General features: G+C 39.4%; 27 protein-coding genes and 1 riboswitch. Of the genes, 9 read left to right on the plus strand and 18 right to left on the minus strand.

Annotated features, from left to right (window positions below; all coding sequences use genetic code 11):
- Positions 1-102: 102 nt before the first annotated feature.
- Positions 103-1,497, minus strand: coding sequence for a SpoVR family protein (locus ACY9Z2_RS02590; RefSeq protein ID WP_463608274.1), 1,395 nt, complete (start codon positions 1,495-1,497; stop codon positions 103-105).
- Between the two features lie 329 nt (positions 1,498-1,826).
- Here ACY9Z2_RS02590 and ymzB point away from each other — a divergent pair, with 329 nt between their 5' ends.
- On the plus strand, positions 1,827-2,180 hold the full coding sequence (gene ymzB, locus ACY9Z2_RS02595; RefSeq protein ID WP_463608275.1) for a protein YmzB: 354 nt from the start codon (positions 1,827-1,829) through the stop codon (positions 2,178-2,180).
- 267 nt (positions 2,181-2,447) lie between these two features.
- Here ymzB and yhbH read toward each other — a convergent pair whose 3' ends face one another.
- Both yhbH and ACY9Z2_RS02605 read right to left on the minus strand, forming a co-directional pair.
- Complete coding sequence (gene yhbH, locus ACY9Z2_RS02600; RefSeq protein ID WP_463608038.1) at positions 2,448-3,617, minus strand: sporulation protein YhbH; 1,170 nt, start codon at positions 3,615-3,617, stop codon at positions 2,448-2,450.
- 370 nt (positions 3,618-3,987) lie between these two features.
- Positions 3,988-5,883, minus strand: coding sequence for a PrkA family serine protein kinase (locus ACY9Z2_RS02605; RefSeq protein ID WP_463608039.1), 1,896 nt, complete (start codon positions 5,881-5,883; stop codon positions 3,988-3,990).
- Positions 5,884-6,123: 240 nt separating this feature from the next.
- Between ACY9Z2_RS02605 and ACY9Z2_RS02610 the strand changes: the two genes are divergently transcribed.
- A complete protein-coding gene (locus ACY9Z2_RS02610) occupies positions 6,124-6,684 on the plus strand; it encodes a sugar O-acetyltransferase (protein WP_463608040.1) in 561 nt (186 codons plus the stop codon).
- Positions 6,685-6,775: 91 nt separating this feature from the next.
- On the opposite strand, the gene ACY9Z2_RS02615 is transcribed toward ACY9Z2_RS02610, so the two are convergent.
- From ACY9Z2_RS02615 to ACY9Z2_RS02635, 5 genes are all read right to left on the minus strand, one after another.
- Complete coding sequence (locus ACY9Z2_RS02615; RefSeq protein WP_463608041.1) at positions 6,776-7,063, minus strand: hypothetical protein; 288 nt, start codon at positions 7,061-7,063, stop codon at positions 6,776-6,778.
- Positions 7,064-7,087: 24 nt separating this feature from the next.
- Complete coding sequence (locus ACY9Z2_RS02620; protein WP_463608042.1) at positions 7,088-8,254, minus strand: TraB/GumN family protein; 1,167 nt, start codon at positions 8,252-8,254, stop codon at positions 7,088-7,090.
- Between the two features lie 93 nt (positions 8,255-8,347).
- Positions 8,348-9,448 carry an ABC transporter substrate-binding protein gene (locus ACY9Z2_RS02625; protein WP_463608043.1) on the minus strand — a complete coding sequence of 367 codons (1,101 nt, stop codon included), beginning with the start codon at positions 9,446-9,448 and terminating at the stop codon, positions 8,348-8,350.
- Between the two features lie 20 nt (positions 9,449-9,468).
- On the minus strand, positions 9,469-10,248 hold the full coding sequence (locus ACY9Z2_RS02630; RefSeq protein WP_463608044.1) for an ABC transporter ATP-binding protein: 780 nt from the start codon (positions 10,246-10,248) through the stop codon (positions 9,469-9,471).
- 20 nt (positions 10,249-10,268) lie between these two features.
- Complete coding sequence (locus ACY9Z2_RS02635; protein WP_463608045.1) at positions 10,269-11,090, minus strand: ABC transporter permease; 822 nt, start codon at positions 11,088-11,090, stop codon at positions 10,269-10,271.
- A 417-nt stretch (positions 11,091-11,507) separates the two neighbouring features.
- Positions 11,508-11,614, plus strand: a riboswitch (TPP riboswitch).
- A gap of 92 nt (positions 11,615-11,706) precedes the next feature.
- On the opposite strand from ACY9Z2_RS02635, the gene ACY9Z2_RS02640 reads away from it, so the two are divergent.
- The 5 genes from ACY9Z2_RS02640 to ACY9Z2_RS02660 are packed head-to-tail and all read left to right on the plus strand — an operon-like array spanning position 11,707 to position 15,905.
- A complete protein-coding gene (locus ACY9Z2_RS02640) occupies positions 11,707-12,315 on the plus strand; it encodes a YkoF family thiamine/hydroxymethylpyrimidine-binding protein (RefSeq protein ID WP_463608046.1) in 609 nt (202 codons plus the stop codon).
- A complete protein-coding gene (locus ACY9Z2_RS02645; protein WP_463608047.1) occupies positions 12,308-12,889 on the plus strand; it encodes an ECF transporter S component in 582 nt (193 codons plus the stop codon). The genes ACY9Z2_RS02640 and ACY9Z2_RS02645 overlap by 8 nt, the downstream gene beginning before the upstream one ends.
- Positions 12,886-14,550, plus strand: a complete 1,665-nt coding sequence (locus ACY9Z2_RS02650; protein ID WP_463608048.1) for an ABC transporter ATP-binding protein — start codon at positions 12,886-12,888, stop codon at positions 14,548-14,550. The genes ACY9Z2_RS02645 and ACY9Z2_RS02650 overlap by 4 nt, the downstream gene beginning before the upstream one ends.
- A gap of 7 nt (positions 14,551-14,557) precedes the next feature.
- The gene (locus ACY9Z2_RS02655; protein WP_463608049.1) at positions 14,558-15,310 is read left to right on the plus strand and encodes an energy-coupling factor transporter transmembrane component T family protein; all 753 of its coding nucleotides are present in this window, start codon (positions 14,558-14,560) and stop codon (positions 15,308-15,310) included.
- 13 nt (positions 15,311-15,323) lie between these two features.
- Positions 15,324-15,905: an LOG family protein gene (locus tag ACY9Z2_RS02660; protein ID WP_463608050.1), complete on the plus strand. Its 582-nt coding sequence runs from the start codon at positions 15,324-15,326 to the stop codon at positions 15,903-15,905.
- A gap of 39 nt (positions 15,906-15,944) precedes the next feature.
- Here ACY9Z2_RS02660 and ACY9Z2_RS02665 read toward each other — a convergent pair whose 3' ends face one another.
- The 8 genes from ACY9Z2_RS02665 to ACY9Z2_RS02700 form a co-directional block, all read right to left on the minus strand.
- Complete coding sequence (locus ACY9Z2_RS02665) at positions 15,945-16,262, minus strand: RNHCP domain-containing protein (RefSeq protein WP_463608051.1); 318 nt, start codon at positions 16,260-16,262, stop codon at positions 15,945-15,947.
- A 474-nt stretch (positions 16,263-16,736) separates the two neighbouring features.
- The gene (locus ACY9Z2_RS02670; protein ID WP_463608052.1) at positions 16,737-17,342 is read right to left on the minus strand and encodes a class I SAM-dependent methyltransferase; all 606 of its coding nucleotides are present in this window, start codon (positions 17,340-17,342) and stop codon (positions 16,737-16,739) included.
- 30 nt (positions 17,343-17,372) lie between these two features.
- A complete protein-coding gene (locus tag ACY9Z2_RS02675) occupies positions 17,373-18,284 on the minus strand; it encodes an aminoglycoside phosphotransferase family protein (protein WP_463608053.1) in 912 nt (303 codons plus the stop codon).
- Between the two features lie 23 nt (positions 18,285-18,307).
- The gene (locus ACY9Z2_RS02680; RefSeq protein WP_463608054.1) at positions 18,308-18,904 is read right to left on the minus strand and encodes a class I SAM-dependent methyltransferase; all 597 of its coding nucleotides are present in this window, start codon (positions 18,902-18,904) and stop codon (positions 18,308-18,310) included.
- Positions 18,905-18,908: 4 nt separating this feature from the next.
- On the minus strand, positions 18,909-19,373 hold the full coding sequence (locus ACY9Z2_RS02685) for a TMEM164 family acyltransferase (RefSeq protein WP_463608055.1): 465 nt from the start codon (positions 19,371-19,373) through the stop codon (positions 18,909-18,911).
- Positions 19,325-19,591, minus strand: coding sequence for a Sec-independent protein translocase family protein (locus tag ACY9Z2_RS02690; protein WP_463608056.1), 267 nt, complete (start codon positions 19,589-19,591; stop codon positions 19,325-19,327). Before ACY9Z2_RS02690 ends, ACY9Z2_RS02685 begins: the two co-directional genes overlap by 49 nt.
- Before the next feature lie 159 nt (positions 19,592-19,750).
- Entirely contained in the window at positions 19,751-20,284 is a 534-nt protein-coding gene (locus ACY9Z2_RS02695; RefSeq protein ID WP_463608057.1) for a C45 family autoproteolytic acyltransferase/hydrolase, read from the minus strand.
- On the minus strand, positions 20,220-20,492 hold the full coding sequence (locus ACY9Z2_RS02700) for a helix-turn-helix transcriptional regulator (RefSeq protein ID WP_463608058.1): 273 nt from the start codon (positions 20,490-20,492) through the stop codon (positions 20,220-20,222). The genes ACY9Z2_RS02695 and ACY9Z2_RS02700 overlap by 65 nt, the downstream gene beginning before the upstream one ends.
- Positions 20,493-20,616: 124 nt before the next feature.
- Here ACY9Z2_RS02700 and brfA point away from each other — a divergent pair, with 124 nt between their 5' ends.
- Positions 20,617-20,862 (plus strand): ribosome rescue factor BrfA, encoded by a 246-nt coding sequence (gene brfA, locus ACY9Z2_RS02705; protein WP_463608059.1) that lies wholly within the window; start codon positions 20,617-20,619, stop codon positions 20,860-20,862.
- A 103-nt stretch (positions 20,863-20,965) separates the two neighbouring features.
- On the opposite strand, the gene ACY9Z2_RS02710 is transcribed toward brfA, so the two are convergent.
- Positions 20,966-21,589 (minus strand): NUDIX hydrolase, encoded by a 624-nt coding sequence (locus ACY9Z2_RS02710; RefSeq protein ID WP_463608060.1) that lies wholly within the window; start codon positions 21,587-21,589, stop codon positions 20,966-20,968.
- Positions 21,590-21,735: 146 nt separating this feature from the next.
- Between ACY9Z2_RS02710 and ACY9Z2_RS02715 the strand changes: the two genes are divergently transcribed.
- On the plus strand, positions 21,736-22,929 hold the full coding sequence (locus ACY9Z2_RS02715; protein ID WP_463608061.1) for a PLL family lectin: 1,194 nt from the start codon (positions 21,736-21,738) through the stop codon (positions 22,927-22,929).
- A 188-nt stretch (positions 22,930-23,117) separates the two neighbouring features.
- Here ACY9Z2_RS02715 and ACY9Z2_RS02720 read toward each other — a convergent pair whose 3' ends face one another.
- On the minus strand, positions 23,118-24,035 hold the full coding sequence (locus tag ACY9Z2_RS02720; protein WP_463608062.1) for a LysR family transcriptional regulator: 918 nt from the start codon (positions 24,033-24,035) through the stop codon (positions 23,118-23,120).
- Positions 24,036-24,122: the final 87 nt, after the last annotated feature.

The raw sequence follows: 24,122 nt of genomic DNA on the forward strand, positions 1-24,122 counted from the left end.
GCGAGTGCCGAAGTTTTTCTTATAAGGTCTACCATAACTTATAATTTCTGACGTTATTAAGAAAGGTGCCAGGTTCTAGACAGGAACCAGGCACCTTTTCTGCTACATATATTTCCGACTAACACGTTTACCATCATACGTGTAGAGCACTCTTTTCTCTTCCACGAATGTTTCCATATGGACGATGCGTCCCCATAGCTGATAAATGTATGGAAGGACGTTTTCTAGATAAGGTAAATTAAGCTCAATTCCCTCATAACCGTGTACTAAATACAGTTCACCATTTTTCATATAGTCACCGTCGTCAACAGAAATAAACGGAAACCCTCCATTTACTCGCATCGAAATAAGTTGATCTCTTACTTGCTCGTAATCTTTATCGGTAATGCGGTAATCCCGCCCTTGTTTTTCAAAAAGGTATAAATCTTCCCGTTGAACAAGGTCCTTCGTCAAGTAATTACGAATGAACGAAATATCGGATTCGATTTCGCGTACTTCGAATATTTTCTCGCGACCAGAATCTGGTTCCACACCGAGTTCGCGCATTTCTTTCGTTGGATTATTATAGCGCTTCTCAATATCCTCGTAAATTTTTATTCCGAGATAATACGGATTAATTTGCTGCCTAGATGGCTGCACAACATTGGCATTCAATGTAGCAAATTCGACTGCTTCATCAGACGTTAAATCCATTTCTCTTAATATACGTTGATGCCAGTATGAAGCCCAGCCTTCGTTCATAATTTTCGTCTCCAGCTGCGGCCAGAAATACTGCATTTCCTCACGCATCATTGTTAAAATATCACGCTGCCAGTTCTCCAGTTCCCGGCTATGTTCCTCGATGAAAAGTAGCAAGTCTTTTTCTGGACTAGGCGGAAACTTATTCTTTTTAGTTTCTAGTGGCTTTTTCCTTGAATTGTCTCCATCCAAGCTCCAAAGATCGTCATAAGGAGTCGCAGGTCGCTCCATTTCTTTTTCATATTCCGAATTATGTGTTGATAAATTTGGTCGAACAATCGATGGATCAATATGTTCTTGAATCGATAACACCGCATCTAGAAACTTTTCTACTTCGTCCTTGCCATGAATCATTTCATAATCTGCAATTCGCTCAGCTGTCGCGGTCATACTTTCAACCATATCACGCCGCGTATTAGAAAAACGCACATTATTTTTGAAAAAATCGCAATGTGCCAGTACGTGGGCAATAATTAACTTGTTTTGAATCAAACTATTCGTATCAAGTAAAAATGCGTAGCATGGATCAGAGTTTATAACGAGCTCGTATATTTGACTCAAACCTAAATCATACTGCAGCTTCATCTTGTGAAACTGTTTTCCAAAGCTCCAATGAGTAAACCTTGTCGGCATACCATATGCACCAAATGTATAAATGATCTCTGCAGGGCAAATTTCATACCGCATTGGATAGAAATCAAGTCCAAAGTCGGTAGCAATTTCCGTAATCTCATCAATCGCGTATTGGAGTGCCTTCATTTCTGTCAACGTGATCCCTCCAAGAAGTACTTTTTATCCCGCCTTAACGGGCAGTAAAACCCCCACTTCAAGTTGACAAAAATAGGGTACGGTGAATAGGGGTTCAACTGACCGTAAAGGTCCGATTCTGTTCAACTAACATTCAGCGGGAAGGAACACCCACACTGAATGAAGTTTTACTTTATAGTTTATGATACTATTCTGAAATCTTGAACGTTTTCTCAAGGTTTGTGCTGTAAAAGATTATTTATTCGCCGCATGTTTATATTGGAGCACGCGGTTTTCCATTCGTATGTTTTTAGCCATCCAGGAAACGCTATATGGTAGAGGTGATAAACTTGAATCAATTATCAGTTGAAGAATTTAATGAAATGCTACACAAATGGACAGGTAAAAACATCAAAATTTCCAAGCATGAGTTACGCGATAATGACGAAATGATGATGAAATTAGAGGACATAACCTACTCGACCGACACACGCCGTATAGATGATTACGAGGCGATGCATTCCCTTAAGTTAAACGGCTCTGGAAAAATTGAAAACGAGGATAACAATTTTAGTCCTCTTCCACTGTCGACTTATGAAATACCACTTGAGGATTCTACGGAATATCAATATGATGGTGCACGATTTGCACTAAATACCGATCGCGGTGCGTATACGATTGAGTTGGTAGATTAAGTGAGGATGCTCGCGAATTACGGATGTGCCAGAGGGTATCGGCGATTTTTATTGAATCAACGGCGGTCTGCAGTAAAACATCGGCGGGTTTGACAAATTTATCAGCGAAAATTACGTTGCCATCGGCGGTATGCTTCCAATCAACGGCGAAATCACGTTTTTCTGCAACAGTTGAAATTGAAGATAAGCAGCTCAGACCCAAAAATGACTGCCTGGCGCAGCACAAATCCAACACAGTAGAAAAGCACCAACCTAGGTGCTTTTTTACTAAACCAACGCTTCTTCTTTCCGGAAGAAGCTTTTCATTGCGTGGTACACATCTCGTTTATCTTTAAAAACATAATGACGGAACTTCGGATTATCAACGGAGCGAAATGCATTCATGAGCGTCGTATTGCGACTTCGTTCATTGATTTCACCATAGCCAAACATATTGGACACTTCCATCATTTCATCCACCAACTTGATACAACGTGCATTATCGGATGCGATATTATCACCGTCCGACAGATGAAACGGATAAATATTATAGCGTGAAGGTTGATACTTCTCTCCGATTAGTTCAAGCGCCTTGTTATATGCAGACGAACAAATCGTTCCGCCACTTTCACCTTTGGAGAAAAATGATTCCTCCGTAACAACCTTTGCCTCGGTATGATGCGCAATAAATTCAATTTCCACTGTCTGATACTTTGTTCGCAAAAACTTCGTCATCCAAAAGAAGAAGCTTCTGGCGATATACTTTTCGAAATTACCCATTGAACCACTCGTATCCATCATCGCAAGCACAACTGCTTTTGATTCTGGTTTTGTTACGTCATTCCAGGTTTTGAATCGTAAATCGTCATTATAAATAGGTGTGATTCCAGGATTCCCTTCGCGAGCATTTCGCTTTAACGCGGTTAAAATTGTTCGCTTCTTATCTACATTGCCCATTAACCCTTTTTTACGAACATCGTTAAACTCTATTTTTTCATTTTTAATCTCAGCTTGTTCCTTCTGTTGTAGGTTTGGAAGTTCCAGCTCTTTGAATAGAGCTTGCTCTAATTCAGCGAGTGATACCTCTGCTTCATAGTAGTCAGATCCAGGTTGATCACCAGCCTGTTTTCCTTTTCCTGCACCGCTTTTACCGTCACCACCACTCGGATCACGAGCAATTACATCTCCAACCTGACTATCACCATCGCCTTGACCAACATGCTTTGATTTATCATAGTTGTATCGAATTTTATATTCGTCCAATGACCGAATCGGTATTTTAATGACATCTCGACCATTTGACATAATAATCCTTTCCTCACTAATGAGATCGGGTAAATTATTTTTTATCGCTTCCTTTACTTTATCCATATGGCGCTGTTGATCTTGAAAGCCTTTGCGATGGAGGGACCAGTTTTCCTTGGAGACGACAAAATTGTTCTTGCGCTCTTCTTGCATACCATCCTCTCCTATCTATGCTTTTTTTAGCTTATGCAACAGCAAACAAGTTGTTGTCGGCTAATCTATATTCCTTTTTAAATAAAATTAGCCTTTCATACTGATTGGGCGGACACACATTCCATTATTTTCACAAAACACCCTATTTTCTGGTGCCAATCGGACACCAGATTCCTTATTCACTAAAAATCGTATTAAAATCTACTCCAAACTAGTGAATAAGGTATCCTATGTCCACGAACACCTCCAAAAATGCCAATTTCGATCAAATAACGAACCCTGAGTCCGCACATGGGTTTCCTACCCCTCATACAAAAGGGTAAAAAAATAACAAGACCAGCTGCACATCAGTCTTGTTATTTTTTCAACTCTATCGATTCAACAAACTACCAACATAACGCAATAACTCATTCGCGGAAATAGAATTATAGCCATATTCATCAATTAACCGCGCAATTACTTCGTTCACCTTTTTAAGCTGTGACTCATCTGGAGTCTTCGTTGACGTGGTAATTTTTACAACATCCTTTAAGTCAGCAAACAACTTCTTCTGTATTGCCTCTCGCAAGCGTTCATGCGACGTATAATCAAACCGTTTACCTTTTCTAGCATAAGCCGAAATACGAATCAAAATTTCCTCACGAAATGCTTTTTTTGCATTTTCCGAAATACCAATTTGCTCTTCAATCGATCGCATTAGCTTCTCGTCTGGATTCATTTCCTCACCAGTTAGAGGGTCTCGTAATCTATTTTTATTGCAGTACGCTTCAACATTATCAAGATAGTTATTCATCAATGTTTTCGCTGATTCCTCATACGAATACACAAATGCTTTTTGTACTTCCTTCTTGGCAATGTCATCATATTCCTTACGCGCTACTGCGATGTAGTTCATGAAATCTTCTTTATCCTCTTGTGAAATCGACGCGTGCTGATCCAATCCATCTTTCAATGACCGCAGAACGTCCAGCGCGTTAATTGCTGGTACTTCCTTGCGAATAATTGTAGACGAAATTCGGTTAATCACGTAACGAGGATCGATACCTTCCATCCCTTCATCCGTATACTCTTTTCGCAATTCGTCGACATCCACCTGGTTATAGCCTTCTACACTTTCCCCGTCATACAGCCTCATTTTTTTCACAAGGTCAACACTCTGTTTTTTCGATGCTTTTAATCTTGTTAAGATAGAAAATATCGCTGCTACCCGTAACGCGTGTGGCGCAATGTGCACATGGGCCATATCACTTTCATTAATCATTTTTTCATAGATTCGTTCTTCCTGGCTAACGCGTAAGTTGTATGGTATTGGCATTACGATAATTCGCGAATGCAATGCCTCGTTCTTCTTATTCGAAATAAACGATCGATACTCTGCTTCGTTCGTATGTGCGATAATAAGCTCATCCGCACTTATCAGTGCAAACCGACCTGCCTTGAAATTCCCTTCCTGTGTTAGTGACAATAAGTGCCATAGAAATTTTTCATCACATTTTAAAATTTCCTGGAATTCCATCATTCCACGGTTGGCTTTATTCAATTCTCCATCAAAGCGATACGCCCGTGGATCGGATTCTGACCCATATTCCGCAATCGTAGAAAAATCAATACTACCAGTTAAATCAGCGATATCCTGTGACTTTGGATCTGATGGGCTAAATGTTCCAATTCCCACTCGTTTATCCTCATCGAAAAAGATTCGTTCGACCATTACATCTTCAATTTTACCGTCATATTCCTGTTCCAGTCGCATCCGGTTTAGCGGCGATAAGCTTCCCTCGATTCGAATCCCATACTCCTCGTAAAAGTCTTCCCGAAGATGATGCGGAATAATGTGAAGTGGATCCTCGTGCATTGGACACCCCTTAATCGCGTATACTGCACCTTCTTCCGTTCTGGAATACTGTTCTAGTCCACGCTTTAGCATGGTCACAATGGTAGATTTACCACCACTTACTGGACCCATTAACAGTAGAATCCGCTTCCGGACATCGAGACGTTTCGCAGCTGGATGAAAATATTCTTCAACCAATCGTTCAATCGCATCCTCTAGTCCAAAAATTTCCTCTCCGAAAAACTGATACATTTTTCGTCCATCTCGTTCGGTTAATCCAGAACTTTTTATCATATTATAAACGCGTGAATGGGCAGTCTGAGCAACCTCAGGCTTCTCCTTCACAATCTCTAAATACTCCGCAAATGTTCCTTCCCACTGTAGCCGTCTTTCTTCGTCCCTGTAATTCCTTACCTTATTTAGTATATCCATGCTCCTAACTCCCTCCATCTATGTCAGGGTTTATATAGCTTATGCATGGGTACACGTCATGATACCGAGAAGTTTGTAGGACAAACTGATTAGTTTTTGAGTTAGGCAGGATAAGAAATAAAATAGGAAGATTAAAAAACTTATATAACGACTAGAAAAACAATTAAACTTGAAATATATTTGTATATACAAGTATATTGAACGTATATTTATTAGATTCGTGGAAAGTAGGTCATTTAAATGAAAACGGAAAAAGAAAAAATGCTGGCTGGAGAAATGTATAATCCTGCTGACCCAGAATTACTAAGAGAACGCGAGGAAGCAAGACGTAAAGTTAGCGTCTATAATCAAACTTTTGAATATGAAGGAGAGAAACGTACAAAGTTATTAGAGGAATTACTCGGTTCCACTGGAGAAGACGTATATATGGAACCTAATGTACGATTTGATTATGGTTATAACACCTATGTAGGAGAAAAATTTTTTGCAAACTTTGATTGTACCATCCTAGATGTTTGTGAGGTGCGTTTTGGCGATAATTGTATGCTTGGCCCTAGCGTACACATTTACACTGCAACACATCCCCTCAATCCAATTGAACGTAACTCTGGGAAAGAGTATGGAAAACCAATTACTTTTGGCAATAACGTATGGATCGGTGGAAGTGCAGTCATAAATCCTGGAGTAACTGTAGGAGATAATGTTGTTATCACATCAGGTGCAGTAGTCACGAAGGATGTACCAGATAACGTAGTAGTTGGCGGTAATCCGGCTAAAATAATCAAACAAATTGAAGTTTAATTTATTTTCTTATCGTGCTAGGTTTTATCTAAATAAAGAAAACGCGCCATAGTATGGTGCGTTTTCTTATTTGTTCCAACCTACAATCCTGCTATCTTTTTCCGATATGCGCCTCATATACTTCAATAAACGCTTTTGGCGAGGATTCAACTGTGTATGTGAATTGACCACCTTTTGTATGAATATATAAGAGACCACCTTCTGCACCAAACGTCCGGAAAGAAATATCCAAAATCTCACTTAATTGAAACTCTCGATGCCTAGTAACGATCTTTTCGTCGTACAAATAGATAATCCGTTCATCAACAATTTTTCGTTGCTCTATACTGTTTACCTCTCGCTCAACTTTAATATAAGGCTGTTTGGCTAACAATTGCATGGTAACCCTCCAAAACTTTCACGCTTACAAATTTTCGAAAAATAAACGAATGACATCAACCCCGCCAATAAGGGTACCGAGCGAGCTTCCGAGATTCGCAAATACTACTACAAGTAAAACACGTGTTACCTTGTTATTCCAAAATCCTTTTAATGATGTTACATCATCAGAAAGACTTTCGAAATCAGAAACGTTTGGTCGAGCAAAGTAAGCTTGTACAAAGCCCGCGAACCAGCCAGCAGCAGTAATCGGATCGAGCGATGTAATCGGTGCTGCAACAAACGCCGTAACAACTGCTAATGGATGTCCGAAGGCGAGTATGACGCCAAGCGCAGACAGCGAACCATTCCACAGAACCCAGCTAATCGTTTGTTGTAATGCAGCTTCAGGGTTTGACATAAATGTGTATACCACTACACTAATAAGGAAAATTGGAATCGCCCATCCGATAATCTTCGGTAATTTCGACTTTGGTGGAACTTCATTAAGCTTTTCTAAATCATGTTCCTTATGTATTTCTTCCTTAATCCCTGGAACATGTGCCGCCCCTAGTACCGCAACAACTTTATCACCTGGTGCCTCTTTGATTTTTTGAGCCAAATATTGATCACGTTCGTCAATTAATGGTTTTTTCAACTTTGGAAAATTCTCAGTGAAGTCATGTAGCATCGAGTTCAGCATATCCTCCGATTTCATTCGCTCAAGCTCTTCCTCCGTCACGCTTTCCTTATTAAAAATACTCATAATGACCGATGTTAGCAAGGTAGTTTTTCCCCACAGTCCAATTCCTTTCCAAATACGGGAAAAGGTTGTCTGGATATTTCGATCGGCAAGTACTAGTTCGGCACCAATCTCCTCAGCCGATTCCATTCCTTGAATCATTTCTTGACCAGCATTAATTCCAAGCTGTTTGGCCATTCGTTTTTGAAAAGAAGAAATGGCTAGATTCATCAGCAATAGTGATGATTTCTTTTCCTTTACAACTTTAAAAATATCCATTTCGCGCCATTTATTTTCATCTGTAATTGATTGATGACGTTGCTCGTCCAACTCAATACATACGGTGTCTGGTTGTTCTGCTTCAATTACTTCTTTTACTTGTTCTGCACTATGTTTGGAAACGTGTGCAGTTCCAATTAAAATGATTTCTTTTCCATTCATTTGGATTCTGGTAATGTTTTCTTCCGACATAAACGACCAACTTTCTATAAAGTCCTATCTAAAATAATAAACTAGATTACAGTAAAAGAGAACTAATTCTCTCTTACTGTAATCGAAAAATTCTTATTCATACACTCCAATAATCTCTACCGCTTTTTCCGTGATAGATGTGTCAATAGCTTTATCAAAATCTAGCTCGCCACGAATAGCACCATTTTCTTGGTACATTTTATATTGGCTCTTAATATCATCAACAAACATTTCACCATTCGGATTCAGCCCTGTAACAGCAACCTTTTCCCATATTTCCGGATCACTTAACGGTGTATGCTCCGTCATAATTTTAATTATCTCATCGGTTCCTTCGCCCTTTATGAAAGCATCATTATAATCACGAACACCTTTTAAATAAGCAGCCATGAATCGTAAGGCAACATTCTTTTCCTCATTTATAAATTTGGGTGAACCTAAAACCATCGCAATTTGAGCCTCTGGCGCATAATCAGTTGTATCACCAAAGCGCACATGGATTCCTTCTTCAATTCCTTGTGTAAGGAGCGGTTCTATTTGAAGTGCAGCGTCAATCGAACCATTTTGAATGGATGCAAGCATGTTCCCAAAGTCCGACATAAGTACAAATTCTACATCATCCTCGGTTAACCCAGCATGTTCTATCATTTTATGAAAAATATAATCATCCACCGCGTTTTTAGTGGAAACGGCAATCCGCTTTCCTTTAAAATCGGCGTACTCATCCATCTCATCTTGCAAATCTTTATCGATTACAAACGAAAAGTAAGAGTCTCCTTTAATATTATGCCCTTTATCGGCAATAATTTTAACGTTTATTCCTTGAGCAATTGCATTAAAAAATGATGCGGACGAGATTCCTCCAGCAATATCTACTTCACCTGACGCTAAAGCTGGCAACATATCATCGCTGTTAGCAAATTTGGCGAACTCTACCTCAATGTTGTAATCCTTAAAATAGCCCTTTTCTTTAGCAATATAGAAGCCTGCGCCTGAAGCCGATCCATCCTCAGCAATTACAACTGTTGCCGTTTCCTCAAGCGGAGCTAAATCGCCAGAAGGGTTATCCTTGCTTACTTCGACATTCAATTTCTCGTCCTGGCCGGTCTTATCCTCTGAACCGGAAGAGCAACCGCTAATGAGCAGTGCAATAAAAAACAATGGAATGAAAAACAGAAACTTACATTTTCTCACGTTAACTTTCCTCCCCTAATCTAAATTCTTGACCCTTGTACTTCATCATGTAAATGATTCCATATCTCAACAAAACTAGTTGCCATCTCTTTATTAGCACGTACCTGTTCCATATTTCTCGGTCTAGGCAAATCGATAACCTTTTGATCAATAATCTTGCCTGGCTGCGAACTCATGAGTAGGATTCTGTCACTAAGTAACAGCGCTTCATCGATGCTATGTGTAATAAACAAAACCGTCTTTTTCATTTCTGCCCAAATGGTTAATAATTCTTCCTGCAAAATAAATTTGTTCTGCTCATCTAACGCAGCAAACGGTTCATCCATTAATAAAATTTCTGGATCATTTGCAAATGCACGTGCAATACTGACGCGTTGCTTCATACCACCCGATAAATCCTTTGGATAATGCTTTTTAAAATTCTCTAGCCCAACTTTTTTTAAATAATAAGACGTACTTTCGTTTACTACTTTTTTAGGCAAATGACGCATGTTGAGCCCAAACGCAACATTCTCTTCAACCGTTAACCATGGGATGACCCCCTGTTCCTGAAAAACCATTGATTGTAATGGCCGATCTTTTTTAGCCTGTTCTATGGTAAACTCACCGACACTCGGCTTCTCAAGCCCAGCTAGAATGCGCAGTAACGTGGTTTTCCCACAACCACTCGGTCCAATTAAGCAAACAAATTCACCATCTTTAATGTCTATGGAAATATCCTCAACCGCTGTTACATTTCTATCCTTCTTATAAAATACTTTTGTAAGATTGTTGATGGAAATCTTCGTATTTTTTGTCACCTTATCACCTCTCTACTAACCTATTTCCATGGCAATAACTTTTTCTGAAATCCTCGTAAAATAAGCGAGAACATGTAGCCAAAAAACGATATTAATACAAGACCCACATACATCTCATTTAGTAAAAATGCACTATAGGAGGTCCATATTAAATAACCAATACCAGAGTTTGCACCCATCATTTCTGCTGCGACAATTGTTAATAACGCGATCGCCTGCCCCATCTGAATTCCTTCTAACATGACTGGAAGGGAGCCAGGTAAAGCAATTTTAAAGAAAAAGTCCTTCGAATTAGCCCCGTAGTTTTTCGCGACATCCAAGTACGTTTTATCGATATTAACAACACCCGCTACCGTATTAATGATTACCGGGAAAAATACACTTCCAGCGATCGTTACGATTTTCGATACTTCCCCGATGCCAAATATCATTAAAATAATCGGTAACAAGGCGAGCGTTGGTATTGGCATAAGTGCCATTATCAATGGAGAAAAGAAATGCCGTAGTGGTGAATACAATCCCATTAATAAACCAAGTACAACAGCTGGTATTACACCTAGTAAAAACCCGGCAAATATTCTAAAAAGTGATATGCCAACATGGCTGAATAATTCTCCCTCTGCTCCCATCGTAAAAAGTGTTGCGATTATTTCCGTTGGTGCAGGAAAAAATCGTGCATCCACTAGACCAGTTCTAGATAAAAATTCCCATAAAACTAAGATAAGAATAGGAGATGATATCGTAAGTAATTGTTTAAATTGATTTCTTTTTTGCCTTTTTCTCCATTCTTCTTGCTCTATAGCAACAGGATCGCGTTCTACATTATCGTTTGATTTGTTCATCCTTCACCACCCCTAATCAAATAATATGTGCATCTGCCTAGATGTGTGAAAGGGTAAAAAGAATATTGTGTGTTAAGCAGTGAATCGTTTTTTCAGGTACCAAAGTGATTGCATGGGGAGCTTGCGGACACACGATACCTTATCCTTGAAAAACAATGGCAAACGAGGCAGCTTGCGGACAGAGAATACCTTATTTGGGTTAAAACAGGTGGAAATCATGCTTTTTTCACTGAATAAGACATCCTGTGTCCGTTAATCTTCAAAATCACGCAGAAAAAGGAAAATAAGAGATCCTCTGTCCGCTACCTAGCACAGTGCAGAATATTAATGTAAACGAATGTTTTTTATCTGAAATAACAATTGGCTTTACAAAATAATTGAGACTCGTTAAGATAAACATAGAAAACTGCATAGTACGTTTATCACTAGGGGAGCTGTGTAAGCGGCTGAGAAGAACATGCTTGTTCTGACCCTTTGAACCCGAACTAGATAATACTAGCGTGGGGAAGTGTAGTCGAAGCATGCATTTTTATGCGCGCAAATACTTACAAACAGACTGCATTCCACACGGATGCAGTTTTTTTAATGGAATTTAAAATTTAGGGAGGAATTAGTTATGACAAATCAACAGTGTTTAGGAACGGGAATTGCGGGGTGCAGCTTTTCCATTCACCCGATGCGTGATGATTTCATTAAAATTATCACAAGCGCACTAGAAAATGTAGATACATCAAAGGTTTGGATGCACACAGATGATGTAACGACTACGGTACGAGGAAGATTAACGCACGTATTTGATGTGACAAAAGCAATCTTTATCCATGCAGCAAAAACGGGTGCACATGTTGCATTTGAAGGAACATTGTCACTAGGATGTCCAGGTGATTCCGCAGGCGATGTTTATATGGCAGAGGATGATATTCCTGTGAACAAAAAGAAAGTAAATGACATTCATCAACCCGTCGCGGCAAAATTTTCACTCTATCCACTTGGGGGCGGAAACTATATGGACGTAATTATGGAGCAGATTGAAGCGATGAAACAGCACGTGGACGTATCACACGCACACTATGCGACACGACTTGACGGGGAATCAGTTGCCATTTTTGACGGATTAGAACAGGTTTTCAATGCAACCGTAGACGGCGGCTCCAGTCATACTGTTATGACTGTTTCCATCTCGGCAAATAGCCCATCACATAAAGGAGCTAACAACCATGAATAATTGGCGTTTCAAGGAAATCGTTGTCATGTCTGCATTGGCAGTTGTCTTTGCTGTCGTATATTTAGCGTTTTTACCAGTTGGAAAGCTTCTGACCGGCTTCTTCGGGCCAATTGGTTATGACCTTATTTTCGGAATATGGTTTATCGTCTCGATCATCGCAGCCTACATTATTCAAAAGCCTGGTGCAGCATTTATTTCTGAAACAATCGCTGCAATGGTGGAGGTATTACTCGGGAATGCTGTCGGACCGATGCTAATCGTATCTGGGATGATTCAAGGAATTGGAGCGGAAGCCGCTTTTGCAGCAACCCGTTGGAAAAATTATTCCACGTGGGTGTTAATGATGGCAGGGGTTGGATCCGCGATAACAAGCTTCATTTACGGCTACTTCCTTGGAGGATTTGCCGCACTATCGACTCCATATGTAATCGGAATGTTTGTTACCCGCATGATTAGTGGTGCATTAATTGCTGGTTTACTTGGTAAAGCGCTTAGTGATGGTCTAGCACAAACTGGTGTCCTATCTAGCTATGCATTAGGAAAGCAATATAGAAGGAAAAAGCAAGCAGCATGACTAACCTATTATCTGTTCAAAACGTAAGCTTGCAATTTGAAAGTCAACTAGATAAAGAGACACTCTCAACTATCGCCTTTGAATTAGACAAAGGGGAAACACTTTTATTACTTGGCCCAAGTGGTTGTGGCAAAAGTACACTGACTTTTTGTTTGAACGGGTTGTACCCCCGTGAACTGGATGGCACCATGCAAGGGACCATCCTAATCAACGGAAAAAAATCTACTGACTACAAACCCGGCGAATTAAGCAAGCATGTAGGTGTAGTCTTTCAAGATCCAGAAACGCAATTCTGTATGCTGACAGTGGAGGATGAAATAGCATTCGGCTTGGAAAACTTATGTATACCTCGTCAGGAAATGGATGAAAAAATTTCAGATGCATTGGCGTTAGTCGGTTTAACAGCATTTCGTACAACGGAAATTGCTTCCCTTTCCGGCGGTCAAAAGCAAAAACTGGCACTTGCCTGCATTCTCGCACTGGAGCCGGATTTACTTATCCTTGATGAACCGACTGCCAATTTAGATCCTATCGCATCAAAAGAATTAATCAAAACTATTCAACGATTGAAAGAGCAAAAAAACTTTTCCATGATTGTAATTGAACATCAGCTAGATGGTTGGATGGATCTATGTGATCGGAGCTTACTCTTAAATCGCAACGGCGAAGTTTTCTATGATGGTTCATTACGAGAAGGAATTGCAAAAATTTTGCCAGAGCTAACGTCACAAGGAATTTGGCTACCAAAAATAACACAATTCGTACTAGAACAGCAATTAAATTCAACTTTTATTCCATTAACGATGAAGGAATTTGAGCAAGGGACTGAGGATTGGACTCCCTTGAACGGTAATTATGCCCAGTCACCTAACATAGATACAAAAATTCTTATTAAAGCAAACGATCTAATCTGGTCAAAAGGTAATAAACAAATCATTCAACATGTATCATTAAATCTATATGAACAAGAATTTGTGGCTATAGTCGGGGCAAATGGGAGCGGGAAAACCTCGTTATCTAGAATTCTAGCTGGCATTCAAAAGCCTATTAGCGGAAGTATTGATGTTAAAGGAAGGCCGTTGACGCAATGGAAGGAAGCATATCTACGCGATGAAATTGGATATGTCTTTCAAAATCCAGAGCATCAGTTCATCATGCATACGGTGTTTGACGAGATAGCTTTTGGCATGCGACTACGCGGCGTGGCAGAAGCAGAGATTCGTGCAAAGGTAGATGTAATCCTATCTATATGTAACCTAGAACAACTCGAAAACGAACACCCCTTCACCCTAAGTCAGGGTCAAAAACGACGTCTTAGTGTCGCGACAATGATTGTTGATAACCAGCAAATCCTTTTGCTAGATGAACCGACATTTGGACAGGATGCAAACTCAACCGAGGGATTAATGGATTTGCTCCAAGAGCGCCACGAAGATGGCACCACAGTCGTCATGATTACGCACGACATGGAGATCGTTGATGACTATGCCAATCGTGTCATTGTAATGAATCAAGGAACGATCGCGTTTGATGATCATCCTGCTGAGCTTTGGAAAAAACCAACAAGTACACTTAACGCTTGGCAACTGGAAACACCGGTACAGGTTCAAATGAAAGAGATAGCAGAAAGGAAAAATCGCTATGTTCCTACATCATCTTAATCCAAGCATGAAGGGGTTAACAATAAGTGTCATCATGATTTTGCTTGCACTAATTTTTGATCCGATCACACCATTTTTATTTTTGGTTTGGACAATCGCACTAACATTTATTGGTGGTAAGGTTAGTATAAAAAAATATTGCCTGTACTTTTTACCTTTTACCATCATCGCTTTTGGCATGCTTTGGACGACAATTGCATTTGCTGATCAACCTACCGATCCCAGCAATGTCATTACTATAGTAGGTATGACCTTTCCGGAGGAATCATTTTTAACAGCACTTGCGCTCGCTTTACGAGTCATGAGCGTTGCAGCACTATCACTGTTATTCATTTTTACCACAAACAAAGTGGATTTTATTTTAAGCTTAATCCAGCAATTAAACGTATCACCGAAAATCGCATACGGGGTTCTTGCAGGCTATCGTTTTTTGCCAATGATGAAAGATGAATTATTCCTGATTCGTTCCGCCCACCGTGTTCGCGGAATGAACCAAGCAAAAACGTTACGCGAGAAATGGAATCAATACAAAAAATTTTCGATACCATTATTAGCGAGTGCCATTCGAAAAGCGGAGCGTACCGCAATGGCAATGGAATCTAAAGGGTTTACTGGAGAAAAGAATCGAACGTTTTACCGTACTTTTTCTACCTCCATAAAAGATTGGGTATTTTTCGGCATTATGATTGTTGCTTTTCTTGCCATTGTATATGTATCGTGGTACTTAGGTTATTTCAAGTGGTACAGTGGACAGTTATAAAAGGAGAGATAACATGAAACATATTTGTGTATTTTGCGGATCGAGTATGGGTGCTAGTCCAACATACAAGGAGAGCGCTCGGAAACTTGGACGTACATTAGCAGAGGAAAACCTAACCTTAGTATATGGAGGAGCAAGTGTCGGCACAATGGGAGCCGTTGCAGATGCGGTACTTGAAGCTGGTGGAAAAGTTATTGGTGTTATTCCAAAAATGCTTCAGGATCGTGAAATTGCCCATACCGGACTAACCGAGCTTCACGTTGTCGGATCGATGCACGAGCGGAAAAAATTAATGTCTGAACTGGCTGATGGATTTGTTGCTTTACCAGGTGGTCCAGGAACGTTAGAAGAATTCTTTGAAATTTTCACATGGGCACAGTTAGGAGAACATCAAAAGCCTTGTGGGCTACTGAATGTTAATGGCTATTACACACCACTTCTATCACTGTTTGACCATATGATTGAACAGGGATTTATGAAGAATCAGTATCGTGAAATGGTGCTAACAGAAGATGAACCAAAACAGCTTCTAGCTAGGTTTTCACAGTATGAAGCACCACACGTGACGAAATGGATGGATAAGGAAGAAACTTGAAAAATGCAGCGTGACGCACACGCTGCATTTTTGGTTCAACTATACATTTTGTAACAAAATTAATTCATCAACATCATCAGGCTGTTCCGTATCCTGGGCAACTTTATTCACCGTGATCATTTTACACTTCATACATTGGTGAATAATCTGATGCCCTTTACCTGATTTATATTTCATACCAATGGGTTTCATTATACCTTGGCAATCATTCAAACGATCTCCTGGTTTGATATCCATGTGTTTGGAATGTAAACAAAATGGACAGTGATTTCGATAACTGCCATTTGTCAGTGGCATAATTTCTCCTTGACAATACCCACAGATAAAGCCATTATTTTCTTTTGTTTTCTTGCTCACGATCCTACCTCCTAAAATTGAATTTCATCAATTTAGGAAGCGGGTTCCGTATACTCTTCCACTTAAGTTTCCAGGCTTGGTTGAACTAGTGACAGATTCACCGCCGTTCCTTTAGGGTCAGCGATTACTTCCGGTTCCATCTTCATCAACGCATCTTTCATCATTGAATCCGGACCACGACCGAGTTTGTTTATTTATCACGGCCACTGTAAGACGGGCTTCCCCACCTTCCATCGGTAAGTGTAGTATCACCGCACTGGCTTTGGCATCGTCCCCAATTAGGCGTGAGCAGTAAGACGATTGTTCATTGGATTCGTGCACCTCCTTGGTAGAAATAATTATACTAGAATCTGACTAAAAAACGTAAAGATCGATTGATTTTAGTAGAAGAATCAATCGATTTTATGACTATTTATACGTATTTACTTCTGTCTATAATCAAACACCTGTTAAAATAAAACTGTGTCACTTAATTTATTCTGTTGACTTCGCCCATATTAAATACAACGAACCTAAAATCCCACGTTCACATGTAACAATTTCAAGTTCTGATTGATTGACTATATCATATATATCTCTATTCTGATGGCATCCAATCACTTTGTGAGCAAATGGATCTATTACCCGTTGAAGACCTTTCAAAATTTTATTTTCAAACAACCCATGCTCTAACAGTAAAATTTGTCCATCGTTTTTACACCACGAATTAAACAAATTCAGTGTCTCAACTGGATTTCCATAACCACACAATGTTCCTGATGAAACAATCGTGTCAAACGTATTTTCCGTAAAAGACAATGCCTCAACGTCTGATAAGATAAATTCTGATTTGAAGTGATAGTTTCTTGCTGCTTCCTTAGCCTTCTCCAACATGACTGGGCTAAAATCGACTCCAGTATATTCAATTGATGGTGGAAAAAAAGCATAATTCATACCCGCACCAACTGCCACTTCAAGTGTCTTACCATTAACTGACTTAAAGATTTTCTTCCGCCATTTGTTGTTCGATTGGAGCGTTCTCTTTTTGTCATCTTTTAGAGCTTGTTTGTTAAACTTCCGGATTAACTTTTCGTTTTCCATTCAAACACTCCTATCGAGCAACAAGATACTTTATGCTACTTCTTCACCCAAAATCTCCGCCAACCACTCGACGCACAGATACGTTTGTTCCCAATCTGGATCGTTATCCTCAATGCCCCAACAAGCAGAAAGCATAGACATTGCAATGGCAGCTTTCAGCAACCTATCACGATCAAGCTCTAATTTCTCACAAAAAGCATCAATCCGATATTTCAGCAATGCTTTCGGATCATCTTTTTCATGCAAATGATTAAACAAAAATGAAATCAAATCAAAATATGGATCGCCGCCAACACCTTTTGGGTCGATGGCCATCCAGCCATGCTCCGCGGAATACAAAATGTTTTCATGATGTAAATCACCGTGTAGAAGTTCCGGCTCGGATGTCTTAATTAATTCCTGAAAAAACTCCTCAGCACGAATCACTTGCTTATGGGGGATTGGCCCGTCATCAATTTTATAGCTATCACGATACTTACCAAGACTATTCACCCAATTACTCATCATCGGAGTCAAATTGTCCTCAGGCAATGGACGTCGAATAGCCTTCCAAACCTTAACGTAATGCTCAATAACTGTTGCTTCATCCTTTTCATCAGAAAGCATATTTCCCGGGACAAGCTGTTCAAGCAACATCACACCTTGCTCAGGGTCTGCCTTCAAAACGTTTGCACAGCCTTCACCATTATAAAGTTGAACCGTTCGAACTTCATTTTTAAAATCGAAACCAGGGACGCCTAATTTTAATATACATGGTTTCTCCTTTGAATCTAGTACTCGTACCACATAGTTATACGATAAGTTGGAAACAGGGCCAACTAATGTCAGGTTCCACTTCTTCAGATAGGTTTGTACCTGTTCCTCAAGTGTATGTAACCAGGACTTCCCTTCATCACCAAAACAGCCAATTATTTTTTCTTTAAAAGCACATGGAATGTTCATGTAAAAACTCCTCTTCTTATCTATTAACCCAACCCATACACCAAAAACCGCTCATACATATCGTTATCATAAGTATCCAACTGAATCTCTTTTTTTAATTCAAATGCAGTATCATTTTCTAAGAAAAAAATATAATCATCCGGTGGATAGTATAGAATAATGTCCACTTGTCGTTCCGTTTCCTCCACCGAACGCAAAATCCTGTTCACAACACCAATAAATATTTCTTTAGAAAACGGATTGAAAAAATAAAACCGATTATCGCGTGGATCAATCTCGTATGATTCAGCTAACCCACAATGAAAATAGATATTGCTCCGTCTATGTTTTTGAAGATAACTAAGCTGATTTTCAAGAGCAATTTGGTAGAAGACCTCATTCATCTCAATTCCAACGACGGATGCATCAAAAAAATAATTGATGTAAAAATTCAGCCGCCCTTTTCCACAACCAAAATCCACTACACGGTCACTGCTCTTTACTTCGTACGCTTCAAACAAAGTCTCGAGTGCACTATACTGCGTTGGTTCGTACGGATGATAGTGAAAAGACTTACGGGTTTCCTTTTGATAACCACCCGTGTTGATGTTTAGCAATTTGTCGTAATAATACTCCTTCATCCATTCACCTTCTACTTATTGTTTTGATAACCCAATATGCCACCATAAATCCAACAAATGTGACAGCAAGAACACCTGCTATGTAAACTGCTTCAGACCAGTCATGTAAAAACGGTCGATACTTTAGGTAAAAATAATTGCCCTTAATTAGTGGATTGACATAATAGACGAACGCGAAATAGACGAGAAAGTAACTATATGTTCTCAACACACTCTTGAATTCTGGTCGCCAATCATAGGCAATATAGGCGAAATAGGGCATCAGTATGGTAACTGCGTGATTGATAACGAACGAAATTCCAATCACATGGTCAATCGGATAAATGCGTTGTGGATACAAAAACGAACCGTATGCGAAAAGCCCAAAATAAAAGATAATCTCAAGTACTTTTGTATTCTTCGTAATAAGAAAATATATACCTAACAAGCTAGATATGCGACAAATGTGAAGCGGAAGCGATTCAGCCATGTTGAAGCCAGTCTCAAAAAATACCACGCGTAAAGTAGAAGTTGTTGAAAAATCAACACTACTAAAATAGTATCTCCGACTTTCTTACGGTTCGCCTTAACCTTACTGCGATTCAACAGAAGCATGGCCAACGCCACAACCACTATCAAAATATAAATGAAATGATGCCAATCAAATGGCTGAATAAATTCCGCTTCCTCACTCCACCAGCTAATCATAAGCCTAGATCCCTTCATCAAATCTGTTAAGCTTATTATATCAAAATAATAGTAGTATTCGCTCTATTTAGATTAGAAAAATTCAGCATTCGCCTCGTCTTATAGCGAATGCCGAATTTTTCTTATAAGATCTACGTAATTAGTTACGTGTGCTTATATTCAAATATACAACTCTTCCATTTCGTTCCCTGCCGCGGTAAGTAAAACTTTTCTATCTTTAGGAATGTACGAAACTGTGTGAAGCGTTCCAAAGAGGTTGTCGTAATCGGTGTAAAATAACGGAGACCTCTCGTCACTAAAATGTTGATGAATACTTCTTACTTCCGATTTCCTCACATCAACTTGTTCTAATGCTTGCAAGCGTTCATTTGACGTAGTTTCTGAACGATTAAAGACTTTCAATGCATCTGATTCAAAGGAATTAACACATGCCATTTTTTTCTGACCTATACGAACGGAATAACTTTTTGGAGTCGCCTCAAATACTGCCATGTTTCCATTTTTATCAAGAAGTGAATAATTGTAACTAGCTGCATGAGGTACTTTTTTTAATAATTCAATTGCTTGACTAGTATTCTCGCACATTTCTAGTAGCAACCGGACAATTGTACTACATAAGAGTCCCTTTTTATATACAGCGTAACTGACAAAATGAAGTCCTACGACAAGACCAGATTGGTTCAAAATAGGCATAGATCTCTTGTTTATTCCTAATCGCGGACGGTGATACATTGAAATTTTTCTTAAATAAACGTGTATACACTTCATGCGAACCAAAGTTATAGTCCAATGCAATATCAATAATTCGCTTTCCTGTGGTGGTCAATTCATTAGCGGAATAGGAGAGTCGTTGGTCATCCATAAATCGTTGAAAGGTTTCACCAGTGGATTTTTTAAACAATCACCCAATTTCATTATGTCATAATGGAAATGATTGTACTTGATTAATTTTGCTCTTTTATCTCTTTATAAATTTTTTAGTTTATGTATAATAAAAAACAAATCCAAATTGGAGAGTGATATTCATGGCAAAATCGAACGCGCGGAAAAAACGCGAGAAACTAATTCGTGAAGGAAGGCGCAATCCGGAGAAAAGCAGAAGTCCGTTTGCTCAGCTAGATTTACGAACACAGCGCACAAAAACAAAAAAGGATCTACTATACCGAAACAAACACAAGAACCGTAATCCAAAACAATGGGAAGACGATTCTTGTGTTTTTGTTTATTCAATGTGTTTTTCCAAACCGTTCGATACTTCTTTTGATATTTAGGATCTTTCTCTAGGTCAATTAATCCCAATGCCTGATCCTTCACTTTTTCATCCGTTACCTCATCATACAAATTACGCATCCATTCATCATCCCACCTTTCGATCTATGCCTTATCGTCTATTACCTCTACAAAATGGGATAAAATTTTAGCCGTTAATCCCCAAATAGCCCGGTCCTCGTAAACGTAAAAATATTCATCAATGTGTCTTGTGCGCCAGTTATAATTCTCCCCTCCCGCAATCAGTTCATATGGAAAATCTTCTTCTGGTTGTACATCCAAATGAACGCGGTGGATTTGCGGCTTTTCTTCTAAGAAAAAGGATAACGGAACGCTAAATGTATCTTCCACCTCAGTAGGATTCGGCTTTATTAGTTCTGGGGAATGAACGAACCCCACATACGGATAAATAAACATGCCAAATGGAGAGACGAAGTAATCTAGTGGAGAGACGTCCGAAATGTTTTCCCTACTAATCCCTAATTCTTCTTCCGTTTCACGAAGTGCAGTAGCTTTTTCTGATTGATCACGTTTATCCATTTTTCCACCTGGAAAACAAATATCGCCTGGTTGTCGGCGTAAATTACGAGAACGTACTTCAAATAGTACATGGATACCATCGTCCTGTTGCACAAGTGGGAGCAAAATAGCATACTTCGAAAATTGTTCACTTCCAAGAATAGAAGGTATATGATTGTTAACTTTATCTAAAAGGCTTTTTTTGTCCATGAGCGTTCACTCCAGTCTATTCCTACTAGTATAGCGAAAATTAGGCAAAATTAAAATGCAGAGACTACTAGAATTAACTACTTGTTCGTTATCCAAATTGCCCATGTTCGCATATACTGACCGTGAAAAATTCGGGAGGTATCTAGATGTTTAGAAAACCAAAATTTATACCAATGGGAAATTACAACGAACAGCAGTCACAGGAACTTTTCCGCCAACAGCCAAGCGTTCAAGAAGTCATGCAAATGCTTCGTACTGGTCATGGCAATTTATATACAACGTTTGAGCAAGCAGGAATGAACCGAGCTATTACCGATTACATTTTCTCACTAGTAGTTAGGTTCACACTTAATCAAGCGAATACAAACCAATCCGCAAACCGTATATACAATCAGTTTCAAAGCCAAGTTCCATGGATTAACTTTTTCCTCGGTAGATTTAACATTCCACAAAACGTGGTAGATCGTACTTTTCTTACCATTATTGAAATCGTATTAAATTTAATCACAGATGGTGACGGCGGCCAACCAGATAATGATTGGTCAAATTGGGAAAGCTTAGGTGGAGTACTGACATCAGGGCCAGCTGCCGCTTCTTGGCAACCAAATCGCCTGGATGTTTTTGCTAGAGGAACAGACCAAGCACTATATCATATTTGGTGGAATGGTCGACAATGGAGCAATTGGGAAAGTCTTGGTGGTGTATTGACTTCCTCACCAGCAGCTGTCTCGTGGGGGCCAAACCGTATTGATGTATTCGTTCGAGGAACCGACAACAGCTTATATCACAAATGGTGGAACGGATCCAACTGGAGTGATTGGGAGAGCCTTGGTGGCGTGCTAACAAGTGCACCAGCAGTTTCATCACGCAAATCCAATCAACTCGATGTTTTTGTTAGAGGAACAAATAATCGATTGTATAAGAAAACATGGAACGGCTCTAACTGGGAAGACTGGGAAGACCTCGGTGGTAACCTAGCATCAGCACCAGCAGCTGTTTCGTGGGGACCTAACCGAATCGATGTCTTTGCTCAAGGACAAAATCGTGACTTAATTCATAAATGGTGGAACGGATCAAGCTGGAGTAACTGGGAATCACTCGGCGGTATTCTCACCTCAGCACCAGCAGTTTCATCTACCCGCTCAAACCAACTGCAAGTATTTGTGCGTGGAACGGGTAATGATTTATATGTAAAAACGTGGAATGGATCGCGCTGGTCTGGTTGGCAAAATCTTAACGGAACACTCACTTCAGAGCCAGCTGCCGTATCATGGGGGCCAAATCGAATCGACGTTTTCGCGCGTGGGCAAGACAATAGCCTCATACACATCTACCGCTAAAAACATTGCCTGACACTTTTTCTAGAAAGCTTAGAAAAGTGTCAGGAACCTATTTTTCCATACTAGCTGTTACTCTGTTTCTTCCAAGTTGTTTCGATTGAAGCAAGTGTTGATCAGCTACGATGTAGCCTCTTTCCACTGACATGTAAGCTTACTAGTTGTATAACTTTCTCCCTTTTTATAAAACATCAAGTAGATTCCTTCAATTTAATCATATCAAGCTTAAGCCTTGAGACAAAATCATTGATAAGGCTTGTGCTTTGCTTCTCTTTTGACCACGCTAGGGCCATGCCAGGATAATCCTGTTCCAGGTTAGCAATTGTCACAGGTACTACCTGACCTGTTTTTACACAAGGATCATTTTTCACCGTGTAATCAGGACCAATTGTAATTGCTATGTTTTCCAGGAGGGCATTACGAATCGCATCCAAATTATTCGTAGAAAATAAGATGTTTATCGGACCAAATTGGGATACAAAGTAATCCACGAACTCCCACATTCGATCATCATTGTAAATAACAAAATCATATTCTTTTAATTCCTCGGGTGTTGCAGATTCAGTGAGACTCAAAGAAGACTGTTTACTTGCAGCAACGATCATTTCTCCACGGAGAATGATTTCTGTCGCAATTTTTTTATCTTTCAACTCATTTCCACGTCTTGTCAAACCAATAATTCCAAGGTCAAGTTTATCTTGCTTGATCGAATCAATTATATCCTGAGAAGCTTTTTCCGAAGTCTCCAGCTCAACGTTTGGATAATCCTTTTTAAAAACGGAAAGCGTTCGCGGTAAGTACATCAATGGGCTAGGAATGGTACCTATCCGTAATTTACCGTGCATTGCTTTCACACTAGAATCCGCTTCGACCTTTAATTCTTGAAGCTTCGTTAATGTTTCTAATGCCTTTTTAATAATTTTACTTCCTCTTTCTGTTGGTGTGGCTCCAAGTCGTGACCGCTCAAAAAGTTTTACCCCCAATTCCTTTTCTAGATTGGTAATTGATTGGCTAATCGCTGACTGTGTCACATGTAAATTCTTAGAGGCAACTGATATCGAACCATATTTAGCAACTTCCACAACATATTCAAGCTGATCTAATTTCACAAAATTACTCCTTTATTATTAATTTAGCTTAAGTAAATATTATTATATTTAAATATACTTTATATCCAACGATTTGTATAATTAAAT

The sequence above is a fragment of the Virgibacillus sp. GM2-2 genome, from assembly GCF_055329585.1.